The sequence below is a fragment of the Bradyrhizobium sp. Kon10 genome (genome assembly GCF_055807395.1).
In genome coordinates this window covers 20225-46163 of the sequence record NZ_JBVVOZ010000023.1, presented here as the reverse complement: position 1 = coordinate 46163, position 25939 = coordinate 20225, and the positions used below count along the sequence as shown (strand labels likewise).

Below are 25939 nucleotides of genomic sequence, written 5' to 3'. Positions count from 1 at the left end.
GCGGAGCACGAGCCCGGAAGCCATAACCACCAGTCGGGGCTATGGGTTCCGGACTCGCGCTAACGCGCGATCCGGAACGACATTGGAACTAAAACAAAGAGGCTGCGGCCGCCGTACAGGCTGCCGCAGCCTCGTTTCGTCACGCGCTACTTCTTGTAGCTGATGCGATAGATCGCGCCGGCCCAGTCGTCGGCGACGAGGATCGAACCATCCTTGGCGAGGACGATGTCGTCGGGACGGCCGAGATAGCCCTGGTCGCCTTCGATCCAGCCGGAGGCGAACACCTCCTGCTTGGCGTTCTTGCCGTCGGGCCCGACGATCACGCGCATGATGCGGCCGCCCTGGTACTTGTGACGATTCCAGGAGCCGTGCTCGGCGATCAGGATGTTGTTCTTGTACTCAGGCGGAAATTGGTCGCCGGTATAGAACTTCATGCCGAGCGGAGCGACGTGCGCGCCGAGATTCAGCACGGGCGGCGTGAACTCGGAGCATTTGTGCCCCATCGCGAACTTCGGATCGGGAAGGTCGCCCTGGTGGCAGTAGGGATAGCCGAAGTGCTCGCCCATCTTGTTGATCATGTTCAGCTTGTCTGAGGGCAGATCGTCGCTGACCCAATCGCGGGCGTTCTCGGTGAACCAGTATTTGCCCGTGCGCGGATCGACGTCGCCGCCGACCGAGTTGCGGACGCCGAGCGCATGGATTTCGGCGTTGCCGGTCTTGGGATCGACGCGCCGGATCTGCGAGACGCTGGTCGGCGGAATGCCGATGTTGAAGGGCGGTCCGAATGGAATGTAGAACCAGCCGTCCTTGTCGACCGCGATGTATTTCCAGCCATGCGCGGCATAAGACGGCATGTCGTCATAGACGACCTTGCCCTCGCCGAGCTTGTCCAGATTGGCTTCCGCATTGTCGTAGCGGATCAGCTTGTCGACCGCGATGACGTAGAGCGCGCCATCCTTGAAGGCGAGACCGGTGGGCATGTTGAGGCCCTTAAGGATCGTCTTGACCTCCTTCTTGCCGTTGTTGTCGGTGATGGCATAGACGTTGCCGAGGCCGAACGAGCCGACGAACAGCGTGCCCTTGTCACCCCAGGCCATTTGCCGCGCGGCCAGCACGCCGGACGCATAGACGTCGATCTTGAAGCCCGCCGGCAACTTGATCTTCTTGACGATATTGGCGAGCTCGGCGTCGGAGGCGCCGGTCGGCGGGCCTGAGGGCGGCGCGAGGCCCTTCTGCGCCTCGGTCTCGTCGCCGAGGAACCAGTCGTCCGGCGGATGGGTCCAGAATTCCTTGGTGCCGGATTCGTATTTCTTCAGTGGCTTGTTTTTGTCTTGCTGTTGCGCATGGCCGACGCTTGTCCCCGCAAGAAGGGCAAACGCTGCAAGCGCCAGGATCGATTGAAACACGGATCGATGGAATGTCATCGCGTCACTCCCCTAAGGCAGCCATCAGGGCTGCACGTTATTTGTTTTATTCGTCGAGAGGCGAGGTTCTGCGTCTGTCGAAAAGGCAGACGCCGAAAGGTTAGCACATCCGCGCGTGCTGAAAAGCGCGTCGCGTGCACCGGGGTTGCGCTGAATAAAAATTGAGACGGATTGTCAATCAAGGCGACCGTGAGGCGAACAAAACCCTCGCTGCGACGCGGAATCAAAATGGCGCGCGGCTCATTTTCCGGCCGCCCGGCGTCGCCCCAAACAAAAACGCGAAAACAACCCCATGCACAGTAGAACGACTTGGGCCAGGCTCGTTCCGGTGAGGCCCGGCATACATTTGACGCGCCAAGCAAAACGGCAAAAGCAGCGATTACGATGCGACGGGGTAGGGCCCGTCGTCGAAAGTCGTCTCATGATAGCCTTTTGATCCGACCTCGCGCGCCAGCGCGCTGCGAAAATCCTGTCCGGTGCGAAGGCTGCTCAGGACATGGGCAAAGTCGAATTCGGGACGCCAGCCCAATTCGCGCCGCGCGCGATCGTTGACGTAGACCCGATCGATCTGCGGGAACAATTGCCAGCCGCGCGCCGCATAGAGTTGCGCGCAATCCGGATAGAGCTCGCGTACGACGCTAGCTGCGTCGCGAGCGAGCGCCGCGAGATGGTGCGGCTGGAATGGGCTGGTCGCGGACACGATGTAACGGGCGAAGCCGATGTCAGGCGCGCGCTCGACGGCGGCAAGATGAGCGCTCACCGCGTCCGCGATATCGAGCCGGCGATACAGCAGCTCGTTGGCTTGCGCATTCTCCGGCGCATACGCGGACCGCAGCTCGGCATCGTCATCTGCCTCCGGAAAGAAGCGCGACGTTCGCAAAATGACGACGGGCAGCCGGCGCTCGCGCGAGAACAGCTCGCACAGATTCTCCGCCATCAGCTTGGTGGTGCCATAGATGTTTTTCGGCACCGGCGGCAGCTCCTCGGTGACCCACACCGCGGCCTGTCCCGCCTCCCGCCGCAGCTGCGAACCGAATGCGCTGGTGGTGCTGGTGAAGACGAAGCTCGTCACGCCGGCGGCCGCAGCCGCCTCGAGCAGATTGAGCGTGCCGCCGACGTTGGTGTCGATGAATTGTTGCTTTGTGTGGGTCGCCACATGCGGCTTGTGCAGCGTCGCGCTGTGGATGATCGCGGTGACGCCGTGCATCTGCCGCCGGACGAAGCCCGGGTCGACGATCGAGCCGACCGCATCGGTGAAGGGCGATGGCTTCAAATCGAGCCCGCGCACAGGCGCGCCCCGCCTGCTGAGCGTGCGAAGAAGGGCCTCCCCGAGATGGCCGGCGCTGCCGGTGACCAGGATTGTCATGTGAGACCTCGCCCCACCTGCCCACGACGGAAAACCACCGTCCGTTCCGTACATTTAGTTGAGGTTCGCTGCGAATCTGTCCCTGCAAACGGAACAAAAAGAAAACAAATTGACTGTGACGGTTGTTGGGCGGACTGTAGATGCTCCAAGTCAGTCCTACCGGGCATCCAGATAGTGACGCAGATGAAAAGCCCCATCCTGGTCCTGACGACCGTCAATGCGCCGTACAGCAAAAAGCTGGACGCGCAGGAGCTTGTCCAATGTCTGCTGGATCCCGCTTCGGCGAAGGCAGCTTGCGGTCCGATGTCGTCATTTTTTGGCGATGTTAAGCCTGAATTGCAAATCGCGTTCGCTGAGATGCATGGCATCAGCCACGATCAATTGGTTGCCGCAGCGAAGGCGTTTGCCGAGTTTTCGGGGCAATCCTTTCCCGTCGCGGCCTAACAAATGAGCGCTCAACTAAATTGGGCGCAACTTTTTCGCATTGCCTTTGCGATGATCCGGCAAGTCGACGCCGAATAGGACATCATCGATCGTTGGACCTTCGGCGGCGGCACAGCGATGATGCTGCAAATTGATCATCGGATAAGCCACGATATCGATATCTTTCTCCCGGACCCTCAATCTCTTGCTTTCCTAGATCCACAGAAGCATGACTTCGATTTCGAGGTTAGGCCTGCTGACTGCAATGGGGACGGCACACGCTCCCTGAAGCTCGGCTTCGAATTTGGTCAGATCGATTTTATCGTCGCGCCGCCACTAACCTCCTCGCCGACCACGCAAGCGACAGTTGAGGGCGAAATGGTCCTCCTGGAGACAATTCCGGAAATCATTGCGAAGAAGATCTATCATCGGGGCAACAGCATCGCGCCGCGCGATATATTTGACATCGCCGCGGGCGGCGAAAAGCACGCCGAATCCATGATTAGCGAGCTGGCGAGCTATCGCGACAGCGTCGCTAGTGCGCTGGCTGCAATCGAAAAGCTGAAGCCTGACTTTGTGAGCGCAGCGATCAATCAACTCTCGATCAAAGAGCCATATAAGCTGATCGCGATCGCCGCACTGGAAAAGACCAAAGACCTTCTTCGCGCCGTATAGCTTGGGCGAGGCTCCCGTAAATTGCGGGTTGGCGCCATTTCAGGATCTGGGAACTTTGAAACGCCGCCATACGCGTCAGACCAAAACCGGCGCAGAGCGCTCTCCTCGGCAGGGATAGCCAACTCATTTATGTTTTGGACGCTGGGAAAAAATTGGAGCGGGCGAAGGGGCTCGAACCCTCGACCCCGACCTTGGCAAGGTCGTGCTCTACCACTGAGCTACACCCGCATCCTGTGTCAGCCGCGTGAACGCGTCCGGCAACGGCTGTCGTATGCCAAAACCGGGCGGCGAATGCAACAGCTACGGGCAGCATAGATTCGGTTTCGGGACCCCATATGGCCTCCATTCCGGCAAAATCGACCCAAAATGCCGCAGGACGTCCGAATCGGGTCCCGTGGATTGAAATTCGGCCGTCCCGGCCCAATTTAGGGCCAACAGCGGAGCATATGAATTGGCGACGTGCTAAAGACCCGCAATTCCAGACATCAGACGAGGGGATCCCGTGACGATCATCGACCAGGGTAACGGAGCGGCGGGCCCGACTGCTGCCGATCTGATCAAGGACACCACCACCCAGACCTTCGTGAAGGACGTCATCGAGGAATCGAAGCGCCAGCCGGTGCTGATCGACTTCTGGGCCGAGTGGTGCGGCCCCTGCAAGCAGCTCACCCCCGTGCTCGAAAAAGCGGTCAAGGCGGCCAAGGGCAAGGTCAAGCTGGTCAAGATGAACATCGACCAGCACCCGGCGATCCCGGGCCAGATGGGGATCCAGTCGATCCCGGCCGTGATCGCCTTCGTCAACGGCCAGCCCGCCGACGGCTTCATGGGCGCGGTGCCGGAGAGCCAGGTCAACGCCTTCATCGAAAAGCTGACCAAGGGCATGACCGCGCCGGGTGAGCCGAATATCGCCGAAATCCTGCAAGAGGCCGAGGCCGTGCTCGCCGAAGGCGATGCCGCCGCCGCCGCGCAGATCTATGCCGAGGTGCTCCAGCACGAATCCACCAACATCGCGGCGCTGGCCGGGCTCGCAAAATGCTACGCCGTCTCCGGCGCGATGGAGCAGGCCAAGCAGACGCTGGCGATGGTGCCGGAATCCAAGCGCAACGACCCCGCGGTGAAGGCGGTGCAGACCGCGATCGATCTCGCCGAGCAGGCGCAATCGCTCGGCCCGGTGGCGGAGCTCGAGCAGAAAGTCGCCGCGGACCCGCTCGATCACCAGGCCCGGTTCGACCTTGCGATCGCACTCAACGCGCAAGGTGACCGGGCGGCGGCGACCGAGCATCTGCTCGCGATCGTCAAGCGCGACCGCAAATGGAACGACGACGGCGCCCGCAAGCAGCTGGTGCAGTTCTTCGAAGCCTGGGGCGGAACCGATGAGGCGACCGTCGAAGGCCGCAAGCGCTTGTCGATCATCCTGTTTTCGTAAGGCGCAGTTGTTGTTTGAGCATGATGTTGTCGGAAATCCGCTGCACACTTTGCGCTAACGCGGCCCTTCGGGTCGGGATCATGCTCTAGCAAAAGCCAGCGGGGGACCGGGCAGATGCCGATCAACATCGAATATCGCGGCCCCGCCGACCTTCCGGAAATCATCCCGGTGTTTCCGCTGCCGGGTGCGTTGCTGTTGCCGCGTGGCCAGATGCCGCTCAACATCTTCGAGCCGCGCTACCTGGCGATGGTCGACGATTCCCTGCGCGACGGCCATCGCCTGATCGGCATGATCCAGCCGGACATCGCGCATTCGCCGAAGAATTCCGACAAGCCGGCGCTGTTTCGGGTCGGCTGCGTCGGCCGCATCACCCAGCTCGCCGAATCCGGCGATGGCCGCTACATCCTCGAGCTCACCGGGATCGCACGGTTCAAGGTGGTGCAGGAGCTCGAGGTGCTGACGGCGTACCGGCAATGCAAGGTGGATTTCTTCGCCTTCATGGACGATTTCACCGCGCGCATGGGCGAGGACGAGGTCAACCGCGAGGCGCTGCTGGTGGCGCTGGCGGATTTCCTGAAGGCCAACAACCTCAAGGTCGACTGGGAGGGCGTCGAGAGCGCGCCCAACGAAGCGCTCGTCAATGCGCTGGCGATGATGTCGCCCTACGGCCCGGCGGAAAAGCAGGCCATGCTGGAAGCGCCGGACCTGAAGACCCGCGCCGAGATCCTGATCGCGGTGACCGAGATGGATCTCGCCAAGAAGCGCACCTCGGGCGATCCGCCGCTGCAGTGAACGGCCGCCATTCGTCGCGCGGCAACCTCGTATCGTCGATCAACCGGCCGCAACCGCCTGCCGCGGCCGCTCCGCTGCAATCACGCGCATCAGGACGATGGTGACGACAATAACGACCAGGTACACCGCAAGCTGCATCTGCGTCGGCTGATCGGTGTATCCGATCAGCGTGTGCAGCGTGCGGCCCAAAATGCTGTTCTCCGGCAGCAGCCACCCGGTATCCCACACCACGGTGTCGAGGGCGGTGAGCCAATTGGCTCGCTCGAGGAAGGCGACCGCTTGCGCGGCCATACCTGCGGCGAGCAAGGTGATCAGCACCGTCGTGGTGGTGAAGAGGGACCGCGGCGGGATGCGCAACAGCCCGAGATAAGTGAGCAGGCAAACGGCACCGCCCAGCACGAGGCCGAGCAGGCCGCCCAGGAACAGGCTCATCGCCGAGCCGCCGTCGGACGCCGCGATGCCATAGAGAAACAGGGCGACTTCGCTGCCCTCGCGCAACGCCGCTACGCCGACCACGACGGCGAGTGCCGGCAGCGATTTGGATCCTTCCGCCACGGCCTGTCCGACCGCCCGCAACTCGCCGGCCATTGCCTTGCCGTGCTTGGCCATCCAGACATTGTGCGAGGTCAGCATCACCACGGCGACGCCGAGAATGGCGGCGTTGAACAGCTCCTGTCCCATGCCTTCGAAGAGCTGCGACAGCGCGCCCGCGAACGCCGCGACAAGACACGCCCCCGTGACGCCTGCGAGCACGCCGCCCACGATCCAGCGGTTGCGGTGCTGAACCGAGCGCGTAACCGCAAGCACGATGCCGATGATCAGCCCGGCCTCGAAAACCTCGCGGAAGACGATAATGAGCGCGGCGAGCACGGCGGGACCACCTTATTCGACGATCAGCACACCACGCGCCTTGTCGTTGAAGTCATCGTAGAATTCGTACCGGCCGGGCTTCAGCGCGCGGACATTCACCACGCCTTGGCTCTTGGCCGCAACGACCTTTTCGACCCGCAGCGAGGTGCTTTCGAACTCCATGGCTTTGGCATCGAGATTCTTGACGTGGAACACCACCGGCTTCTCCTTTGGCGCACGAACCTCGGCCGGCTGGAATTGGCCCCCGGAATAACTGATCTGAATCTCCATCGCCTGCTGAGCCAGAGCGGCCGACAATGGCAGCGTCACGCAGATTGCAGCGAGAGCGAGCTTCCGGGTCAGGGTCAGAGCGTGCATCACAAATCCTTCGGAAGTTGAGGGAGATCAGAATTCGACGGCGAATTTGAGTCTGGCGCGGTGGCGTTGAAACTCTGCCAGGTTGAGCGACAGGGGATTGCCGACCTCACGGCCCCAGACCTGTGCGTTCCAGGCCGCGGTCATGAAGATCTTGGGGGTGAAACGGACAAAGAGATTCGGGCCGAGCATCACAGCATCGCCGCTGAAAGCCGACAGACCGAAATCGTCGTAGTGACGGAGATACCACACCTCGCCGCCGATGACGACGTTGGGCGCAACGCGCAACGAGAGCGCAGCGGAGGTCCCAAGCGTGGTCTCCCGGACCGTCTCGTTCATCAGCGTGTGGGTATATTCAGGCTCGTAAAGCAGATTGAACCCGGCATAGAGCCGGTTTCTCAGCAGCTCCACATCGGCATTCAGCGTGGTCTCGAATTCGTAATTGTGCACTCGTTCGCCGCTCGTCTCGTCCATCAGTCGCACGGTCGGCTCGACGGCGAGCGTCACGGACAGCGGGTTGTTCGAGGTGCGCTCGACCGCGAGGTAGCGGAATTCGCCGAAGCCGCCGGTAACCGCGACCTGCCGGCGATCGTCGAGATCGGTCACGTTGCGGATGTCGTGGGTCGAGCCGAGCGCGCCGAACTCGATCTGCACGAATTGAGAGGGGGTAAATTCGTACTCGTACTTGGTCTCGGTCGCGTTGTAGCGGCCATCGCGCTTGCCGAAGCGCCCGATCGTGTCGATGGTAAATTCCTTCTCGCCTTCGATGCCGATGCCCGAACCGGTGGTGAAGCCGAAGATGTACTTGGTCTCGAGCTCGCGCCAATTCTCTGGATCGTCAGCGCGGACGGGCGCACTGAAACAGAAGCTGGCCAGTACGCTTGCGGCAAAAACCCGCATGCCTCGCACAGGAAAGGGCACTCGCATCGGCTCTCGCGTCCGCCAATCAATTGCAGTTATGGACTTCCTGCTAGCGGCTGCGCCGCGACACTGCAAAGAGAGTCGTTCTAAGCTAGAGCGATTCTAAGTCGGCGGACGGACCTGGCGGCGGATGCGCGTGGCAGCGCGCCAGTGGCCTTGATGAGCGCGTCAATAGGGCAGATCAATAGCCGGCGACTGCAAGCGCAACGACGGCGCTCAGGCACAGCCAGCCAAAATGTCGTCCGCGTGTCGCCCAGGCATTGGCGAAGCCTGCGAAGCCGAACACGATCGCGAGCGTCACGACGATCCAGTGCCGCGCCAGGTTCGACTCCATCCAGGGCGCGGCCAGCAGCAGCACGCCGCCGCCGATCCAGGCCACCGTGCCGGCCTGCCACACCAGGCGGATCAGGGTGCGCAGCCGCGGCGGCTCGATGCTGGCACGGGCAAACACCTTGGTCTCGCCGAGTGTGCCGTGAATCAGCGCGACCAGGATCGCGGCCACGCCGGAACATTGCAGGAGAAGGTCGCGCATGGGATCAGCTCCGTCCATACAGTACTGTATGGGTATGGACCTGCTTGCAGCTGCCTGTCAATACAGTAGTGTATGGTCTCCTTCTGGAACCTGATATGACCGAGCAGTTCTCTGCCGACGACTGGATCAAACAGGGCCTCAAGGCGCTGGCCAGGAGCGGCTTCACCGCGCTCAAGGCTGATCCGCTGGCGAAGGCCATGGGGGTCTCCCGCGGCAGTTTCTACTGGCACTTTGCGGATCTCGGCGCGTTCCATGCCGCCGTGCTCAAGCGCTGGCGCGAGATTGCGGCCGAGCAGATCATCGCCGACGTCGAGGCCGGCAGCGACGAGCCGCTGAAAGCGCTGCTGCGCAGGACGTTTGGCGCGCGGCTCGATCTGGAGCGCGCGGTACGCAACTGGGCCGCGTTCGATCCCGCCGCGCAAGCGGCTGTCCGCGCCATCGACCGCCGCAGGCTCGATTACATCGAGACGCTGCTGGCGCGGCGCGGGCTTGCCGCGCCAATGGCGCAGGTCCGCGCGCAAATCCTGTACTGGACGTTCCTCGGCTTCGCCTTGTCAGGCTCGCCGGGACCGGCGGCGCGGCTTCAGCCGCTGCTCGACGAGATCCTGCGCATGGTATCGGCCTGAACCGCGATGGGCCGGCGGGATTTTCTGTGCTAGAGCCCCATTCCGATGGAATCGGAACGGGACTCTAGATTCTTTTTTGACGCGTTTTCTTTACGCGAACCGGTATCCACTTCGCTCGAAAACGCTCTATAGGCAACCGATCCGGAGAGCATGATGAACGCGCCCACCGAACGCCCCGAAAACAGCGTCGATCCGAAACTGCTGGAGATCCTGGTCTGTCCGCTGACCAAGGGTCCGCTGGAATTCGATTCCGCCAGGCAGGAGCTGATCTCGCGCTCCGCCAAGCTCGCTTATCCCATTCGCGACGGCATCCCGATCATGCTGCCGGAAGAGGCAAGGAAGATCGATTGAGCTGGAAGTTTCGTGCGATCGCCGCGCGATAAGCCTCACTGTCGCCCCGGCGAAGGCCGGGACCCATAACCACAGGGGGTGGTTGCGGCGCGACGCTGGTAACTCCGGGTCTTCGCAAAACTATTGCTGCGGCGTATGGGTCCCGGATCGGCGCGCGCTTGAGGCGCGCTTGTCCGGGACGACAGGAAAAACCTACAACGCCTCGCCCTTCAACAACCGCGGCACCTCGCCGGTGAGGCCTGCGGCCTGGCGGATGAACAGGTTCTTCAACGGCGGGGCGCGGTCGACAATGCCAAGGCCGATGTCCCGGACGGTGCGCAGCAGCGTCGATTTGTTCGAGAACAGGAAATTCAGCGAGTTGGTGGCAACGCCCATCGCCATGGTGTCGAAGCGGCGCCAGCGCTGGTAGCGCTCGAGCACGTCGGCGCCGCCGATATCCATGCCGAGCCGCGCGGCGTCGACCACGACCTCAGCCAATGCGGCCACGTCCTTCAAGCCCATGTTGAGGCCCTGGCCCGCGATGGGATGGATGACATGGGCGGCATCGCCGACCAGCGCCATCCGTTCGGCGATGAAGGAGCGCGCCACGAAATAGGACAGCGGGAACGCGCGCGGCTTGTCCAGCGCCTTGACCTCGCCGAGATGCAGGCCAAAGCGCTGCTCGAGCTCGCTGTGAAATTCGTCGTCGCTCAAGCCGACGATGCGCGCGGCTTCCGAGCGGCGCTCGGTCCACACCAGCGAGGAGCGCTTTCCGGTGAGCGGCAGGATCGCGAACGGACCCGCGGGCAGGAAGTGCTCCTCGGCGCGCCCGCCGTGATCGCGCTCGTGGCCGACGGTGACGACGATGCCGGATTGATCGTATTCCCAGCCATGGGTGGCAATGCCGGCGCGCTCGCGCAGCTTTGATCTCGCACCATCGGCGGCAATGAGCAGGCTTGCGGCAACCACCGTTCCGTCACCGAGCGTCACCTCGATGCCGTCTGCACGCGCATCGTAAGACGTCACCGCGGTGGCGCGGAGCTCGACGCCCGCCGCTTCGGCGCGGACAACCAGCGCATCGATCAGACGGCGGTTCTCGACCATATGCGCGAAGGATTCGCCGGGCGCGACATCGCCGGCAAAATTCAGGAACACCGGACGCGTCGCGTCCTCCACCTTGGAATCAGTGACCACCATGTCCAGGATCGGCTGCGCTTCGCCCTTGACGTCGTCCCAAGCGCCCAGCGCCTCGAACAGGCGGCGGCAGGCCGCGACGATCGCGGTCGCGCGGGGATCACGGCTCGGCCGGACGCTGAGCGCCGGATCGGCAACAATGACGGGAATCTCGGGGCCGAGCCCCTGGCGCAGCGCCAGGGCCAGCGCGAGGCCCGCAAACGCGCCACCGCCAATGACTATGCTACCCTGTCCCGACATACTCAATTCCCGGCTAAATCCTGGTCTTGCTAGCAGACTTGAGGTGGGCGAAACAGTGCGGTGAAACAAGGGCGGCATCCTCCCGTCATTCCGGCGCGCGCGCGAGCGCGAACCCGGAATCCAGAGGTTTTGGCTCGAAATTCCGGGTTCGCACTCCGTGCGCCCCGGAATGACAAGGCATTTTGAAAGCACCGGCATGTCCAAAGGCCTGATCGACCTCATTTCCATTCTCGACCTCGAGCAGCTCGAGGTGAATCTGTTCCGCGGCAACAGCCCGAAGACGAGCTGGCAGCGGGTGTTCGGCGGCCAGGTGATCGGGCAGGCGATGGTTGCGGCCTGCCGCACCGTCGAGGGCCGGCTGCCGCATTCGCTGCACTGCTATTTCATCTTGCCGGGCGATCCGCAGATCCCGATCATCTACCAGGTCGAGCGGCTGCGCGACGGCAAGAGCTATTCGACCCGCCGCGTCACCGCGATCCAGCACGGCAACGCGATCTTCTCGATCATGGTGTCGTTCCATGCCGAGGAGGCCAGCGCCTTCGACCATCAGGAGACGATGCCGGACGTGCCGCCGCCGGAAAAGCTGACCGCGGAGGAAGTGGCGAAGCAGCCGATGTTCAAGGAGATGCCGGAGTTCATCCGCCGCTACTATGAATCCGATCGGCCGATCGAGCTGCGCCCGGTCGAGCTCGGCCGCTATTTCGGCCAGAAGATCGCGGACGGCCGCATCCATGTCTGGATCAAGACCGCGGCGACGCTGCCGGACGACCCGGCGCTGCACATGTGCGCGCTCGCTTACGCGTCGGACTTCTCGCTGCTCGACGCAATCATGGCGCGTTACGGCCGCACGCTGTTCGACAAGCGCATGATGCCGGCGAGCCTCGATCATGCGATGTGGTTTCACCGGCCGTTCCGCGCCGACGAATGGCTGCTCTACGCGCAGGATTCGCCGAGCGCCCAAGGCGGCCGCGGCCTGACCCGCGGCTCGATCTTCAAGCCGGACGGTACGCTGGTCGCCTCCGTCGCACAGGAAGGCTCGGTGCGCGAGCGGAGGAGCTGATCATCTCGAGCGCGAGTTCATCGCACTTGAGACATTAGGATCGTGCTTACATCGGGCCGCGCGGCGCGAGCTCGGTCTGCGACGCGAACCAGTTCATGATCCAGCGGTACACCCACGGGATCGGGATGATCAGGCTGCACAGGATGGCGGCCACAATTCCGCGCCAGAGAATCCCAAGGCCGCTGCCCTTGAAGAAGATGTCACGCCGCGTGCCCTGGATGTTGCGGCACATCCAGCGGAGCTGGGCGGCTGCGACCCAGGCCCACCCGATGATGGTGAGGATGGAGATCGCGAACAGCAAGTTCCAGCCGATATAGGCCCAGACCGAGCCGGTGAAGCTGAGGCCGAGCGGCTGGCCATTGGAGGCGAGGTTCGCAACCATCCATTTGAGCAACATCCAGTAGAGCACGATCTGGACGATGTAGAATGCGGTGCTCAGCACCTGGATGCCGGTGTAGCCGACGACAATCGCCAGAACGATGAAGCCGAAGAACCAGGGCACGATCGCCATGGCACTCCCCGTGAAGGAGAGGTTCGGCCGTCCCGGGACTTTCACGCAGGACACGATCCATTTCGTGTACCAGACGAACACCCACGGCACCGGGATGATCAAGCACATGCCGATCAGCGCCACGATGGTCCGCCAGGTGAACTCGAGGATGCCGAAATCGACCGAGAGCGACCCTCCGCCTCCGCCGCCGGCGTAGCCACCGGAGCCCATCATCGGCGGACCGCCGGCTGGCATCATCGGTGGCGCTCCGCCGCCGCCGATCAGTCCCGGAATTTCGGCGGCCTTCTGCCAGCCCGCCATGCCCTCGGACCACACCAGCGTATCGGGACGGACGACGCCCTGGGCGACGAGGTCGCGGAATTGGCCGTCCGGATAGGGGCCCTGCTGCTTGCCCTCGGATGCGTAGAACCAGTTCGTCATGAACGCCCCCCAAAATACTTTTGTACCGTTCGGCGCGCGCGGGTTCACCGCATCCATGCCAAAAATGTATTGTGGGGGATGAACGGCTGCCCTGTACAGAGGCGGCGGCCTGTGGCCGGACGCGTTTTTCCGCTTCAGTCTGCAAGTTTTTTATGCCATTTGCCCAGAAAGATGCCAGATTGACGCAGCGCCGGGGACATACGGCGCGCCGAATCCCGGGGAACAGGCCTGACCATGAAACTCGTCGTCGCGATCATCAAACCCTTCAAGCTCGATGAAGTCCGTCAGGCGCTCACGGCGATCGGAGTCCACGGCATGACCGTGACTGAGGTGAAGGGCTACGGCCGGCAGAAGGGCCACACCGAGATCTATCGCGGCGCCGAATATGTCGTGAACTTCCTGCCCAAGCTGAGAATCGAAATCGCGGTCGCCTCCGACATCGCCGAGAAGGCCGTCGGCGTGATCACCGCGTCGGCGCGGACGGGACAGATCGGCGACGGCAAGATCTTCGTCACGCCGATCGACCACGCCCTGCGCATCCGCACCGGCGAAACCGACAGCGACGCGCTCTAGAGACCGTCTTCTTCGATCGCACCGGGCAACGACGCCATTTCGTGCGACGCAAATTCTATGCTGGGGGAAATGACATGGCGGGATTGTTGCGCCGCGCAGCTGCTATGGCTGCGCCGATCGGATTTGTGTCCGTCGTGGCCGCGCCGGCACACGCTGCGAGCTCCGGGATCAACACCGCCGACACTGCCTGGATGATCGTCGCCACCGCGCTGGTGCTGATGATGACGATCCCCGGGCTTGCGCTGTTCTACTCCGGCATGGTGCGCAAGAAGAACGTGCTCGCGACCATGGCGCAGAGTCTCGCCGCGGTGACGATGATCTCGATTCTCTGGGTCGCGTTCGGCTATTCGCTGTGCTTCGTCGGTGACGGTCCGTGGATCGGCACGCTCGACCGCTGGTTTCTCGCCGGCATGACCATGGACAGCGTCAACCCGGCGGCGAAGACGATCCCGGAATCGCTGTTCATGCTGTACCAGATGACGTTTGCGATCATCACGGTGGCGCTGGTCGCGGGGTCGGTCGCCGATCGGATGCGGTTCTCCGCCTATCTGCTGTTCTCGGTCGCCTGGTTCATCTTTGTCTACATTCCGCTGGCGCATTGGGTCTGGGGCGGCGGCTTCCTCAACAGCATGGGCGTACTCGATTTCGCTGGCGGCCTCGTCGTGCATCTGTCGGCCGGTACCGGCGGCCTCGTCGCGGCAAAGGTGATGGGACGGCGTCACGGCTACGGCACTGAAAATCTGTCGCCGTTCGATCTCTCGCTCGCGGTGATGGGCACCGGCCTGTTGTGGGTCGGCTGGTTCGGCTTCAACGGCGGCTCGGCAGGCGCGGCCAATTCGCGCGCGGTGATGGCGATCATCGCGACGCATCTCGCGGCCTGCTCCGGCGCGCTGACCTGGGGCGCGATCGAATGGTCGGCGCGGCGCAAGCCCTCGGTGCTCGGCATGATCTCGGGCGCGGTGGCAGGTCTCGGGACCATCACGCCGGCCTCGGGCTTCGTCGCGCCATGGCACGGCATTGTCATCGGCATCGCCGCAGGCGCGATCTGCTACTGGGCCTGCACCTGGCTGAAGCACCGCTTCGATTACGACGACTCGCTTGACGTGTTCGGCGTCCATGGCATCGGCGGGCTGACCGGCACGCTGCTCGCCGGCGTGTTCGCGACCAGCGCGATCGGCGGCACCGCGGGCCTGATCGAGGGCCATCCGCAACAGTTGCTGATCCAGCTCTACGGGGTTGCCGTCACCTTCGTCTGGTCGGCCGGCGTGAGCTTCCTTCTCCTCAAGCTGGTCGGTCTGTTCGTGCCCCTGCGTGTATCGCGCGAGCACGAACTCGAGGGACTCGACATTTCGCAGCACGGCGAAGCGTTGCAGTAGGGGCCATTCGGACCACCAAACCGCCTGAGATCACTCGGCGCTTGCGCAACACATAAGCTTGTGCTTATGTGTTTGTCATGATCGAAGCCGACATCTTCAAGGCGCTGGCCGACCCGACGCGCCGAAAGGTCTTTGAGAAGCTCGCGGGCGGCAGCCAGAACGCCAGCGCCTTGCGCGACGGGCTGGAGATCAGCCAACCGGCGATGTCGCAGCACCTTTCGGTGCTGCGCGCGGCAGGCCTGGTGCGTGAGCAGCGGCAGGGCCGCTTTGTGAATTACGAAGTCGACCCCGACGGAATCGTCGCCATCGGGGGATGGCTTGCGCGCTACCGGGCCTACTGGCCGAAGCGCATGGAAGCACTTGCCGACCTCTTGAGGGATATGGATCAATGAGCGACGCCGTGAAGCCTGACCGTCCCGACGCGAAGCTGGTGCTCGAATTCGATTTCGATGCACCGCCGACAAAAGTCTGGCGCGCCGTGACCATTCCCGAATTGCGCGAGCGCTGGCTGCCGAACTCCGACCTTGCGGGCGCCGAGGCGGAATCGTCGATCCCGGGCGAAGAGGTGCGCTACCGGCTTCGCGATTCCGAACCGCCGTTTCGCGAAAGCCACGTCATCTTCCGGCTCGAACCGAACGAGGACGGCGGGACTCGTTTTCGCATCATCCAGCAGGGCTGCGAGGAAGGCGTGAAGCTGCCGCAGCCGGCCAACAGCAATTGCTGCCTGATGCGTGCGGCGGCCTGACAACAACAGACGTCATCACCTGCAGACATGGAGGTCGCCGATGCGCGACATGCTTCAGCTCGTCCCTATGGTCGTCGAACAATCCACCCGCGGCGAGCGATCCTTCGACATCTATTCGCGGCTGTTGCGCGAGCGCATCATCTTCCTCAACGGCGAGGTCAATGACGCGATGTCCGGACTGGTCTGCGCGCAATTGCTGTTCCTGGAGGCGGAGAATCCGAACAAGCCGATCAACCTCTACATCAACTCCTATGGCGGCGTGGTCACCAGTGGGCTGGCGATGTACGACACCATGCAGTTCATCAAGGCGCCGGTCCACACGCTGTGCATGGGCACGGCGCGCTCGATGGGCTCGTTCCTGCTGATGGCCGGCGAACCCGGTCACCGCGCCGCCCTGCCCAACGCAAGCCTTCACGTGCACCAGCCTCTCGGCGGCTTTCAGGGCCAGGCGTCCGACATCCTGATCCACGCCACCGAAATGCAAGAGACCAAGCGGCGCCTCATCCGGCTCTATGCGCAGCATTGCCGGCGGCCCGTGGAGGAGGTGGAACGCACCCTGGACCGCGACCACTTCATGACCGCGCAGCAGGGGGTCGAATGGGGATTGATCGACAGGGTGATTACCGAGCGCGTCGCCGCGTGACGGTCCGACACGGAGCTTCAGCCTGATACCGTCCGGCACGCTTCGTCCGGCCCGGGCCAGCGGGTCTGCCGCGCGCATCCCGTGAGCACGACTTCGGAGGCTCGACATTTTACATCACGACGAACCAATTTTCTGTAATTAGATACCCATCGGCTGCCCGACGCGTGAGCAACATTGTGTCGGCAGCCTGTCTTGCCTACATTTTGACCAGGTGTGATCACGTATTGAGCGCGACGTATTAGCGCACCGCAGCACAATACCCGTCAAACGCGAAAACCCCCGTTTTCATAGTCCGTTAGCCAACGCGCCCGATCTGGCACGGCATTTGATTCTAGGGGGCGTGGCTGTGCCCGCGTAGTGAACTTTCTCCCTCGTGGCGAACCAGTCGAGAAGCGCCCGGCCACGTCCGGACCGGGCCCAAGCGGGGATAGGACCCATGAAAATTGTTATGGCGATTATCAAGCCATTCAAGCTGGAAGAAGTCCGGGACGCCCTGACCGCCATTGGCGTTCACGGTCTCACGGTGACGGAAGTCAAGGGATATGGCCGTCAGAAAGGCCATACGGAAATCTACCGCGGCGCCGAATATGCCGTGAGCTTCCTGCCCAAGATCAAGATCGAGGTCGCAGTCGCCTCCGACCAGGTCGACAAGACCATCGACGCCATCACGACCGCCGCGAAAACCGGACAGATCGGCGACGGCAAGATCTTCGTCATCAACCTCGACCATGCGGTTCGCATCCGCACCGGCGAGGCCGACGCCGCGGCCCTTTGATTTCGCGCTCAAGCAAAAATTCAATCAGGAGTAAATGAAATGACGTTTAAGCGTCCCTATGGCGCGGGATTGGCGGCTCTCGCAGTCGGCCTGTTCGCTGCGACCGCAGCCTATGCCGAGCCAACGGTCAATAAGGGAGACAACGCCTGGATGCTGACATCGACAGTGCTCGTGCTGTTGATGACGATCCCGGGTCTCGCGCTGTTCTACGGCGGCCTCGTCCGTTCCAAGAACATGCTCTCTGTCCTGATGCAGGTCTTCTACACAGTCTGCGTCGTCACCGTGATCTGGGCCGTGTACGGCTACAGCCTGGCCTTCACCGGCGGCTCCGACTTCATCGGTGGCTTCTCCAAAGCCTTCATGATGGGCGTCACGACCGACTCGAAGGCTGCGACCTTCAGCGTCGACGCCAACATCTCGGAGCTCGTTTATGTGTGCTTCCAGATGACCTTCGCGGCGATCACGCCCGCCCTCATCGTCGGCGCCTTCGCCGAGCGCATGAAGTTCTCGGCGATCGCCCTGTTCATCCCGCTCTGGGTCACGCTGATCTACTTCCCGATCGCGCACATGGTCTGGTACTGGCCCGGCCCGGACGCGATCCAGGATGCGGCCAAGGCACTCGCTGCTGCGGCTGACGGAGCGGCGAAGACCGCGGCCCAGGCCAAGCTCGACGAGATCAACGCCGACGCCGGCTGGATCTTCAAGAAGGGCGCGATCGACTTCGCTGGCGGCACGGTGGTGCACATCAACGCCGGCATCGCAGGTCTCGTCGGCGCTCTCCTGATCGGCAAGCGCACCGGCTACGGCAAGGAGCTGATGGCTCCGCACTCGCTGACCATGTCGATGATCGGCGCCTCGCTGCTCTGGGTCGGCTGGTTCGGCTTCAACGCCGGCTCCAACCTGGAAGCCAACGGCGGCGCTGCGCTTGCCATGACCAACTCCTTTGTCGCCACTGCAGCCGCCGCGCTGTCGTGGATGTTCGCGGAGTGGATCATCAAGGGTCACCCGTCGGTGCTCGGCGTCATCTCCGGCGCTGTCGCGGGCCTCGTGGCGGTGACGCCTGCGGCCGGCTTCTCCGGCGTGATGGGTGCGATCGTCCTCGGCCTGGTCGTCGGCGTGGTCTGCCTGTTCTTCTGCACCGTCGTGAAGAACGCGCTCGGCTACGACGACTCGCTCGACGTGTTCGGCGTGCATTGCATCGGCGGCATCATCGGCGCTCTCGGCACCGGCATCCTGGTCAATCCGGCTCTCGGTGGTGCGGGCATCATCGACTACACCGCGATCCCGCCCAAGGTTGCCGATTACGACTTCACGGCGCAGATGATCTCCCAGATCGAGGCCGTCTGCACCACGCTGGTGTGGTCGGGCATCGGTTCGGCGATCCTCTACAAGGTCGTCGACGTGATCGTTGGGCTCCGCGCGAATGTCGAGACCGAGCGTGAAGGCCTCGACATCACCGAGCACACCGAGCGCGCCTACAACATGTAACTCTCCTCCCGGGGCGCGATCCTCCCGGGGATCGCACCCACAACTACGGTTTGGGCACATACCCGGCAATGCCCCGACCGTTGAGGGGCTCCAGCGCAAGTTGGAGCCCCTTTCTTTTTGGACGGCGACGGCGCGAAGAAAAAGGTTGCCATTCGAAGCGGCCGGCGCAGAAATATCGACCACAACCAACAATAATCGGGAGGTCGTCATGCGTTTGGAAGGCGGATGCTATTGCGGCGAAGTGCGCTACGTGGCCGAGGGCGACCCGATGATGCAGGCGGAGTGTCATTGCCGCGAGTGCCAGTACATCTCGGGCGGCGCGCCGAACCTGTTCATTGCGATGCCGGCGGCGGGCTTCACCTACATCACCGGCCAGCCCAAGCAGTTCACGCGGAAGGATCTCGCCCGCGCCGTGACGCGCGAATTCTGCGCCGAATGCGGCACCCATCTGGTGACAAAAGTCCCGGGACTGCCGGCGGCGGTCTTGAAGGTCGGCACGCTGGACGAGCCGGCGCAGTTCCATCCGCAGATGGCGATCTACACCTGCGACAAGCAGGAGTTCAACGCGATCCCGTCGGGCATGCCGGCATTCGAGAAGTTGCCGGGGCATTAGGCCCAGATGACGGTGCGCTCCCTCCCCCGCTTGCGGGGGAGGGTTGGGGAAAGGGTGGCTCAACATCGGGATAGTCCCTGCGTTGAGAGAACCCTCACCCGGCACGCGGGACGATGCTTCGCATCGCCCGGACGCGCCGACCTCTCCCGCAAGCGGGAGAGGTGAGACCAGCACCGCCATCCCGCTCTGGACGGGGCGGACCTCCGATCAGGGTCACGGAAATGACTCTTGATGGCGCGGAAGACCGATGGTTAATCGCGTCTTAACCTCGCCCTATCTATGGTGAACTGAACCGCTTCCCGCCGGTGCGCTCGTGCGACCGGCTGTTCCAAGAGTGCTGGCGCCCAACGAATGGCTATGACCGCTTCATCCCGAGCGCCGCAGGGCAGTGGAAGCTCCGATACCGAACGCTCGCCCTTCGTCCGGCTGAACGAGCTACTGGCGCCGCATCAGCCCGGCAAGCCGTTGATTTCACTCGCAGTCGGCGAGCCACAGCATCCGGTTCCCGATTTCGTCGGCCCGGTGCTGGCCAAGCACATCGCCGATTTCGGCCGTTACCCCATGAACAAGGGCACCGACCCGTTCCGCAAAGCCGCGGGTGCCTGGTTGTCGTCGCGCTTCAAGCTGCCGCGACCGCTCGACCCCGAGAGCGAGATTCTCGTCCTCAATGGCAGCCGGGAAGGGCTGTTCCTGGCCGCGATCGCAGCCGCGCGCTATGTCGGCCCACGTCCCGGCAAGCCCGCCATCCTGATGCCGAACCCGTTTTATCCGGTCTATGGCGCCGGGGCCGGCGCCGCGGCTTGCGAGCCGGTCTACCTGCCGACGACGATCGAAAACGGCTTCCTGCCCGATCTCGACGCCATCGACGAGGCGACGCTGGCACGTACGGTGGCGTTCTATCTGGCCTCGCCCGCCAATCCGCAGGGCTCGGTCGCGTCGCGCGATTATTTCACGCGCCTGAAGGGCCTCTCCGACCGCTACGGCTTCGTGATCCTGAGCGACGAGTGCTACTCCGAAATCTACACCCGCCAGGCACCGGGCAGCGCGCTCGAATGCGCTGGGCCCGATTTCACCCGCGTGCTTGCGTTCCAGTCGCTGTCGAAGCGCTCCAACCTGCCGGGCCTGCGCGTCGGCTTCGCCGCCGGCGACAAGAAGCTCATCGGCACGTTCCTGGAGCTGCGCAACATCGCGGCGCCGCAGGTGCCGGTGCCGCTCCAGCATGTCGCGACCGTCGCCTATGGCGACGAGGCGCATGTCGAGGAGAATCGCAGGCTCTACCGGATCAAGTTCGATCTCGCCGACCAGATCATCGGCAATCGTTACGGCTATCGCCGGCCCGACGCAGGCTTCTGCGTCTGGCTCAACACGTCGGAGCTCGGCGACGACGTCTCGATCACGCTCAAGCTCTTCAAGGAAGCCGGCGTGCGCGTGGTGCCGGGCTCCTATCTGGCGCGGCGTCAGCCCGACGGCTTCAATCCCGGTGCCGGCTACATTCGCCTGGCGCTGGTACAGGACAATGAGACCACGGCTCAGGCACTGCACCGCCTGGTCGAGACTCTGGGTTAGGCGGGCCCATGAGCATGTCGACAATCGAACGCGTCATTCCCATGGTTGGCCATCTGCCGCCATCGATCCGCGAGGCGCTGAGCCGCCGCGTGCGCGAGCTCACCGGCCTCGGGCTGATCGCGCTATCGGGTACAGCGTCTGCCGCGCTGATGACCTGGTCGGTGCAGGATCCGAGCCTCAGCCACGCCACCTCGCGGCCGATCCGCAATATTCTGGGCTATGCCGGCGCGATCGGTGCCGACCTCGCGATGCAAATCCTCGGGCTCGGCGCGATCATGCTGATCCTGACCGTCGCGGTGTGGGGCTGGCGCATGATGACCCACCGGCCGTTCGACCGCGAAGCGCTGCGGCTCGGCTGCTGGATTCTCTGCACGGTGATCGCGGCCGGCTTTGTCAGCTGCTGGCCGCATGGCGGCGCCTGGCCGCTGCCGACCGGGCTCGGCGGCGTGGTCGGCGATGCGCTGGTGCGCGCGCCCGCGGTGATCTTCGGACCGCCCGGCGCGATCTACCGCATCATCCTGGGTGTCATCCTGTTCGGCGCGCTGGCCGTGACTTTCCTGATCGCCTGCGGCCTCGGCGCGCGCGAGCACGACGAAGAGCTCGCCTCGCTCGAGGACGAGGATACGCCGCTCGACGAAGACGAAGACAACGATCGCGGCTCGGTGTCGCTGGGCTGGCTGTTCCATGCGCTGATGAGCACCAAGGCGCGGCTGATCTGGCTGCTCGGCACCGCCTATCGCGCGCTGGTCTCGAGCGCGCCGAAGGCGAAGGCGGTTGCGTTCAACCGGCAGGAACCCAATCTCGGCGGCCGCGCAGCGCCTTCGATCTCGCCGCCGTCCGAGGACGAGGATTACGAGGACGAGCACGAAGACGAAGAGGAGGAAGAGGAGGTGCCGGCCGCGCGCGCACCGCGCAAGAAGGCCGCACCGAAGGCTGCGCCCAAGAAATCCTCCGACAAGTTCGAGCTGCCGTCCGTGTCCGTGCTGGCCGCGCCCAAGGCCGGCGATCGCCAGCCGCTCAGCAAGGCCGAGCTGGAGGCCAATTCGCGCGCGCTCGAAGGCGTGCTGCAGGATTTCGGCGTGCGCGGCGAGATCGTGAAGTCCAATCCCGGCCCCGTCGTCACGTTGTACGAACTTGAGCCCGCACCCGGCATCAAATCGTCGCGCGTGATTGGATTGTCCGACGACATCGCCCGCTCGATGAGCGCGCTGTCGGCGCGCGTCGCCGTCGTCCCCGGCCGCAACGCCATCGGTATCGAACTGCCGAACGCCCATCGCGAAAAGGTCTATCTGCGCGAGCTGCTGGTCGCCAAGGAGACCGTGGACACGGTCGCCAAGCTGCCGCTCTGCCTCGGCAAGACCATCGGCGGCGATCCCGTCATCATCGATCTCGCGCGCACGCCGCACATGCTGATCGCGGGCACCACCGGCTCCGGCAAATCGGTCGCGATCAACACCATGATTCTCAGTCTGGTCTACCGGCTGCGTCCCGACCAGTGCCGGTTGATCATGGTCGACCCGAAGATGCTCGAACTGTCCGTCTATGACGGCATCCCGCATCTGCTCACCCCCGTCGTCACCGATCCGAAGAAGGCGGTGGTCGCACTGAAATGGGCCGTGCGCGAGATGGAGGAGCGCTACAAGAACATGGCCAAGCTCGGTGTCCGCAACATCGACGGCTACAATGCGCGCCTGCTCGAAATGAAAGCCAAGGGCGAAGAACCGACGCGCACGGTGCACACCGGCTTCGACAAGGAAACCGGCAAGGCGATCTACGAGGAAGAAAAGCTCTCGCTGGAGCCGCTGCCCTACATCGTCATCATCGTCGACGAAATGGCCGACCTGATGATGGTTGCGGGCAAGGACATCGAAGGCGCGGTGCAACGGCTGGCCCAGATGGCGCGCGCTGCCGGCCTGCACGTGATCCTCGCCACCCAGCGTCCGTCGGTCGACGTCATCACCGGCACCATCAAGGCGAACTTTCCGACCCGCATCGCGTTCCAGGTCACATCCAAGATCGACAGCCGCACCATTCTCGGCGAAATGGGTGCCGAACAACTGCTCGGCCAGGGCGACATGCTCTACATGGCCGGCGGCGGCCGCATCAGCCGCGTGCACGGACCTTTCGCGTCGGACGAGGAAGTCGAGAAGGTGGTGCGCCACCTCAAGACCCAGGGCCAGCCGGAATATCTCGAGGCGGTCACGGCCGAAGAGCCCAGCGAGGACGAGGATGGCGCGGTGTTCGACGCTTCCGCCATGGGCGCCGATGGCGGCGGCGATCTGTTCTCGCAGGCCGTTGCCATCGTCAAACGCGACCGCAAGGCCTCGACCAGCTACATCCAGCGCCGCCTGCAAATCGGCTACAACCGCGCCGCATCGCTGATGGAGCGCATGGAACTGGAAGGCATTGTCGGACCCGCCAACCACGCCGGCAAGCGCGAGATCCTGGTCGAGGAAGAAGACAGCCACATGTGAGGCGGACCGCCTCAAAACACTGTTTCACGCAAAAACGTTATCTGCTTTTGCCCGAAATCACGCTAAAACGACGCCCAGCCACACAGGACGACGCGTTGATCAGACATCCCGAGATTCAATTCACTGCCGCCATCGCTGCGCGAAGCGCGCGCGTGGCCGGCGTGCTTCTCGTCACCGCAGCCATGGTGACCGCAGCCTCGTTCGCGCAGACCGTGCCGGTGCCGAAGCCGGCACCGAAAGGCCGCGATAGCGCTGCGTCGGCGGGACCGTCGACGACGGGTGCGACCCAGGCACCGCCGAATCCGGTGATTCCGGATCCGCGCCGCAACGTGCCGAGCAGCATCTTCCAGACCTTCGATGCTAACCAGAAGGCGCAGGCCGCCAAGGTCAGCGCGTATCTGTCGTCGCTCTCGACGCTGGCCGGAAACTTCGTCCAGGTCGGTCCGGACGGCAGCAAGACGCAAGGCGATTTCTACATCCAGAAGCCGGGCAAGGTGCGCTTCGAATATGACCCGCCGAGCCCGATCGACATCGTCGCCGACGGCTCGTCGGTCGTGGTGCGCGACCGCAAGCTCGCCACGCAGGACGTCTATCCGCTGTCGCAGACGCCGTTGCGTTTCCTGCTGTCGGACCGCATCGACCTGATGAAGGACACCAACGTCGTCAACGTCACCGCCGACGACGTCTTTGTCAGCGTTACGATCGAAGAGAAGCAGGCCCTCGTCGGTACCAGCCGCCTCATGCTCATGATCGGCGCCAAGGACGGCCAGCTGAAGCAATGGACCGTCACCGACCCGCAAGGTTACGACACCACGATTGCGGTCTATAATCTCGATGCGGGCAAGAAGCTCGATCCCAATATGTTCAAGATCGACTTCACCAATTACAATATACCGTCACCGGGCTGAGCGCCCGATCGCCGTAGGGTGGGCAAAGGCGCGCTTACGCCGTGCCCACCATCTTTCCTCCTCGTGGTCAGCATGGTGGGCACGCTTCCGCCTTCGCTCTCCGAGCTACGGCGGACAAGTCGCTTTGCCCACCCTGCAATTCTGCCGCTGTGGACAAGCATTTCGCTCACGCCAATCCATGCTAAGACGCAATTCTCATGCGTCTTTCCCTGACAACCTGGAACATCAATTCGGTGCGGCTGCGCATCGATCTGGTCGCGAAGTTTCTCAAGAGCGCGCGGCCGGACGTGCTGTGTCTGCAGGAGACCAAGTGCATCGACGACGCCTTCCCGCTGAAGCGCTTCAAGCGGCTCGGCTATGAGCACGTCGCGCTGAACGGGCAGAAGGGCTATCACGGCGTCGCCATCGTCTCCAGGATTCCGTTCGAGTCCAAGGACATCCGCACCTTCTGCGACAAGATTGATTCACGCCACATCTCGGTGTCGTTTGGCGAGAAGGCGCAAATCGCAAAGCCGCTGGTGGTGCATAATTTCTACGTGCCCGCGGGCGGCGACATTCCCGATCCGGCGCTGAACGAAAAATTCGACCACAAGCTTCGCTTCCTCGACGAGATGACGGCCTGCGAACCGCTGCATCCGCGCGGCGATGACCGGCACATCCTGGTCGGCGACCTCAACGTCGCGCCGCACGAGAACGACGTGTGGTCGCACAAGCAGCTGTTGAAGGTGGTGTCGCACACGCCGGTCGAAACCGAGAAGCTCAACGCCGCGCTGAACGCGGGCGAATGGATCGACGTCGCACGCGAACGCATTGCGATGTCGGAAAAAGTCTATACCTGGTGGAGCTATCGCTCCGCCGACTGGACCGTCGGCGACCGCGGCCGCAGGCTCGACCACATCTGGGTGTCGCGCGCGCTGAAAGACGCGGTCAGCGATTTCACGATCTTGCGCGACGCCCGCAGTTGGGAGCGGCCGTCGGACCATGTTCCGGTGACGGTGACGCTGGAGGTGTGATCTCGCCGTGCCTGTAGCCCGGATGCAGCGCAGCGAAATCCGGGGCGGTATTTCCGGAGGCGCGAATCCCGGATTGCGCTACGCTCCATCCGGGCTACGACAGCTCACGTGCTGAGCTTGCTGCCCGCCATCAATATGTCGCTGGCGATCTGGCTGGAGCGGATCGCGAATTCGTCCCGAAGCCGGAGCGCGGCGGCGGGATCGCTTTCGAGCACGCGCTGAAACAGGCTGCGCGCCACGCGGATGACCGAGGAATGCTCCAGCGCGACCGCGCCCGAGGGCCGCTTCATCGGAACGACCAGCGCGAGCTCGCCGATCAGCGTGCCGGGCCCCGCGATCATCTCGGCGCCGGCACCGTCATCGACGCGAAAGGCGCCGCGCTGGACCACGAAGCCGGCATCGGCATCGTCACCGAGATTGAACAGGACGTCGCCGCGGACGAAGTCACGCTGCTCGGAGCCGATCGCCAGCATGCGCAGCGAGGCGTCTCCCAACAGGCGCAGTGTCGGGACACGCTCGAGCAGCGCTACGTCGTCGTCGATTGACATTCAGGTCCGAGGCTCAAGGGCGCGCGATCTCAAACGATTCGCACGCCCATCAA

The 25939-nt window shown here is 63.5% G+C and carries 28 protein-coding genes and 1 tRNA gene; 19 read left to right on the top strand and 10 right to left on the bottom strand.

All coding sequences use genetic code 11. The features are described from left to right. Positions 1–146: 146 nt before the first annotated feature. Entirely contained in the window at positions 147–1424 is a 1278-nt protein-coding gene (locus tag AC0L2O_RS26410) for a PQQ-dependent sugar dehydrogenase (RefSeq protein ID WP_473371769.1), read from the bottom strand. A 379-nt stretch (positions 1425–1803) separates the two neighbouring features. After that, positions 1804–2790, bottom strand: a complete 987-nt coding sequence (locus AC0L2O_RS26405; RefSeq protein ID WP_473371768.1) for an NAD-dependent epimerase/dehydratase family protein — start codon at positions 2788–2790, stop codon at positions 1804–1806. A 183-nt stretch (positions 2791–2973) separates the two neighbouring features. Between AC0L2O_RS26405 and AC0L2O_RS26400 the strand changes: the two genes are divergently transcribed. Together AC0L2O_RS26400 and AC0L2O_RS26395 are read left to right on the top strand one after the other, a co-directional pair. Continuing rightward, on the top strand, positions 2974–3234 hold the full coding sequence (locus AC0L2O_RS26400; RefSeq protein ID WP_473371767.1) for a hypothetical protein: 261 nt from the start codon (positions 2974–2976) through the stop codon (positions 3232–3234). An 81-nt stretch (positions 3235–3315) separates the two neighbouring features. Then, positions 3316–3888, top strand: coding sequence for a nucleotidyl transferase AbiEii/AbiGii toxin family protein (locus AC0L2O_RS26395; RefSeq protein WP_473371798.1), 573 nt, complete (start codon positions 3316–3318; stop codon positions 3886–3888). Positions 3889–4041: 153 nt separating this feature from the next. Here the strand turns inward: AC0L2O_RS26395 and AC0L2O_RS26390 are convergent. Further along, positions 4042–4116, bottom strand: a tRNA-Gly gene (locus tag AC0L2O_RS26390). A 274-nt stretch (positions 4117–4390) separates the two neighbouring features. Between AC0L2O_RS26390 and trxA the strand changes: the two genes are divergently transcribed. Together trxA and AC0L2O_RS26380 are read left to right on the top strand one after the other, a co-directional pair. Further along, positions 4391–5314, top strand: coding sequence for a thioredoxin (gene trxA / locus AC0L2O_RS26385; RefSeq protein WP_369720100.1), 924 nt, complete (start codon positions 4391–4393; stop codon positions 5312–5314). A 114-nt stretch (positions 5315–5428) separates the two neighbouring features. Then, positions 5429–6106, top strand: coding sequence for an LON peptidase substrate-binding domain-containing protein (locus AC0L2O_RS26380; protein WP_473371766.1), 678 nt, complete (start codon positions 5429–5431; stop codon positions 6104–6106). 39 nt (positions 6107–6145) lie between these two features. Here AC0L2O_RS26380 and AC0L2O_RS26375 read toward each other — a convergent pair whose 3' ends face one another. The 4 genes from AC0L2O_RS26375 to AC0L2O_RS26360 form a co-directional block, all read right to left on the bottom strand. Then, a complete protein-coding gene (locus AC0L2O_RS26375; RefSeq protein ID WP_473371765.1) occupies positions 6146–6976 on the bottom strand; it encodes an FTR1 family iron permease in 831 nt (276 codons plus the stop codon). A 12-nt stretch (positions 6977–6988) separates the two neighbouring features. Next, the gene (locus tag AC0L2O_RS26370; protein WP_369720103.1) at positions 6989–7333 is read right to left on the bottom strand and encodes a cupredoxin domain-containing protein; all 345 of its coding nucleotides are present in this window, start codon (positions 7331–7333) and stop codon (positions 6989–6991) included. Between the two features lie 27 nt (positions 7334–7360). Further along, positions 7361–8230, bottom strand: coding sequence for a hypothetical protein (locus tag AC0L2O_RS26365; RefSeq protein ID WP_369720104.1), 870 nt, complete (start codon positions 8228–8230; stop codon positions 7361–7363). Positions 8231–8432: 202 nt separating this feature from the next. Then, positions 8433–8783, bottom strand: a complete 351-nt coding sequence (locus AC0L2O_RS26360) for a hypothetical protein (protein WP_369720105.1) — start codon at positions 8781–8783, stop codon at positions 8433–8435. Between the two features lie 95 nt (positions 8784–8878). Between AC0L2O_RS26360 and AC0L2O_RS26355 the strand changes: the two genes are divergently transcribed. Together AC0L2O_RS26355 and AC0L2O_RS26350 are read left to right on the top strand one after the other, a co-directional pair. Continuing rightward, complete coding sequence (locus tag AC0L2O_RS26355; RefSeq protein ID WP_473371764.1) at positions 8879–9409, top strand: TetR/AcrR family transcriptional regulator; 531 nt, start codon at positions 8879–8881, stop codon at positions 9407–9409. 153 nt (positions 9410–9562) lie between these two features. After that, positions 9563–9760, top strand: a complete 198-nt coding sequence (locus tag AC0L2O_RS26350) for a Trm112 family protein (protein ID WP_074117933.1) — start codon at positions 9563–9565, stop codon at positions 9758–9760. A gap of 192 nt (positions 9761–9952) precedes the next feature. On the opposite strand, the gene AC0L2O_RS26345 is transcribed toward AC0L2O_RS26350, so the two are convergent. After that, positions 9953–11173 (bottom strand): ubiquinone biosynthesis hydroxylase, encoded by a 1221-nt coding sequence (locus tag AC0L2O_RS26345; protein WP_473371763.1) that lies wholly within the window; start codon positions 11171–11173, stop codon positions 9953–9955. Positions 11174–11369: 196 nt separating this feature from the next. Between AC0L2O_RS26345 and tesB the strand changes: the two genes are divergently transcribed. Next, on the top strand, positions 11370–12233 hold the full coding sequence (tesB, locus tag AC0L2O_RS26340) for an acyl-CoA thioesterase II (protein WP_369720108.1): 864 nt from the start codon (positions 11370–11372) through the stop codon (positions 12231–12233). 46 nt (positions 12234–12279) lie between these two features. Here the strand turns inward: tesB and AC0L2O_RS26335 are convergent, their stop codons facing one another. After that, complete coding sequence (locus tag AC0L2O_RS26335) at positions 12280–13164, bottom strand: DUF4339 domain-containing protein (protein ID WP_473371762.1); 885 nt, start codon at positions 13162–13164, stop codon at positions 12280–12282. A 234-nt stretch (positions 13165–13398) separates the two neighbouring features. Between AC0L2O_RS26335 and AC0L2O_RS26330 the strand changes: the two genes are divergently transcribed. The 12 genes from AC0L2O_RS26330 (at position 13399) to xth (ending at position 25338) form a co-directional block, all read left to right on the top strand. Then, positions 13399–13737, top strand: a complete 339-nt coding sequence (locus AC0L2O_RS26330; protein WP_014438868.1) for a P-II family nitrogen regulator — start codon at positions 13399–13401, stop codon at positions 13735–13737. A gap of 74 nt (positions 13738–13811) precedes the next feature. Further along, a complete protein-coding gene (locus AC0L2O_RS26325) occupies positions 13812–15113 on the top strand; it encodes an ammonium transporter (RefSeq protein WP_473371761.1) in 1302 nt (433 codons plus the stop codon). Positions 15114–15190: 77 nt separating this feature from the next. Then, on the top strand, positions 15191–15505 hold the full coding sequence (locus AC0L2O_RS26320) for an ArsR/SmtB family transcription factor (RefSeq protein ID WP_473371760.1): 315 nt from the start codon (positions 15191–15193) through the stop codon (positions 15503–15505). Then, a complete protein-coding gene (locus tag AC0L2O_RS26315; protein WP_369720111.1) occupies positions 15502–15858 on the top strand; it encodes an SRPBCC family protein in 357 nt (118 codons plus the stop codon). The genes AC0L2O_RS26320 and AC0L2O_RS26315 overlap by 4 nt, the downstream gene beginning before the upstream one ends. Positions 15859–15898: 40 nt before the next feature. Further along, positions 15899–16501 (top strand): ATP-dependent Clp protease proteolytic subunit, encoded by a 603-nt coding sequence (locus tag AC0L2O_RS26310; RefSeq protein WP_369720112.1) that lies wholly within the window; start codon positions 15899–15901, stop codon positions 16499–16501. A gap of 436 nt (positions 16502–16937) precedes the next feature. Then, positions 16938–17276: a P-II family nitrogen regulator gene (locus AC0L2O_RS26305; protein WP_007598642.1), complete on the top strand. Its 339-nt coding sequence runs from the start codon at positions 16938–16940 to the stop codon at positions 17274–17276. A 39-nt stretch (positions 17277–17315) separates the two neighbouring features. After that, positions 17316–18764: an ammonium transporter gene (locus tag AC0L2O_RS26300; RefSeq protein WP_369720113.1), complete on the top strand. Its 1449-nt coding sequence runs from the start codon at positions 17316–17318 to the stop codon at positions 18762–18764. 208 nt (positions 18765–18972) lie between these two features. Then, positions 18973–19377 carry a GFA family protein gene (locus AC0L2O_RS26295; protein WP_473371759.1) on the top strand — a complete coding sequence of 135 codons (405 nt, stop codon included), beginning with the start codon at positions 18973–18975 and terminating at the stop codon, positions 19375–19377. Between the two features lie 351 nt (positions 19378–19728). Further along, positions 19729–20943, top strand: a complete 1215-nt coding sequence (locus AC0L2O_RS26290) for an aminotransferase class I/II-fold pyridoxal phosphate-dependent enzyme (protein WP_473371758.1) — start codon at positions 19729–19731, stop codon at positions 20941–20943. Between the two features lie 8 nt (positions 20944–20951). Then, positions 20952–23417, top strand: a complete 2466-nt coding sequence (locus tag AC0L2O_RS26285; RefSeq protein WP_473371757.1) for a DNA translocase FtsK — start codon at positions 20952–20954, stop codon at positions 23415–23417. A 152-nt stretch (positions 23418–23569) separates the two neighbouring features. Beyond that, positions 23570–24325 carry an outer-membrane lipoprotein carrier protein LolA gene (locus AC0L2O_RS26280; RefSeq protein ID WP_369726580.1) on the top strand — a complete coding sequence of 252 codons (756 nt, stop codon included), beginning with the start codon at positions 23570–23572 and terminating at the stop codon, positions 24323–24325. A gap of 197 nt (positions 24326–24522) precedes the next feature. Beyond that, positions 24523–25338 carry an exodeoxyribonuclease III gene (gene xth / locus AC0L2O_RS26275; RefSeq protein ID WP_369720117.1) on the top strand — a complete coding sequence of 272 codons (816 nt, stop codon included), beginning with the start codon at positions 24523–24525 and terminating at the stop codon, positions 25336–25338. A gap of 104 nt (positions 25339–25442) precedes the next feature. Here the strand turns inward: xth and AC0L2O_RS26270 are convergent, their stop codons facing one another. Next, the gene (locus AC0L2O_RS26270) at positions 25443–25886 is read right to left on the bottom strand and encodes a Crp/Fnr family transcriptional regulator (protein ID WP_409191268.1); all 444 of its coding nucleotides are present in this window, start codon (positions 25884–25886) and stop codon (positions 25443–25445) included. Positions 25887–25939 lie beyond the last annotated feature (53 nt).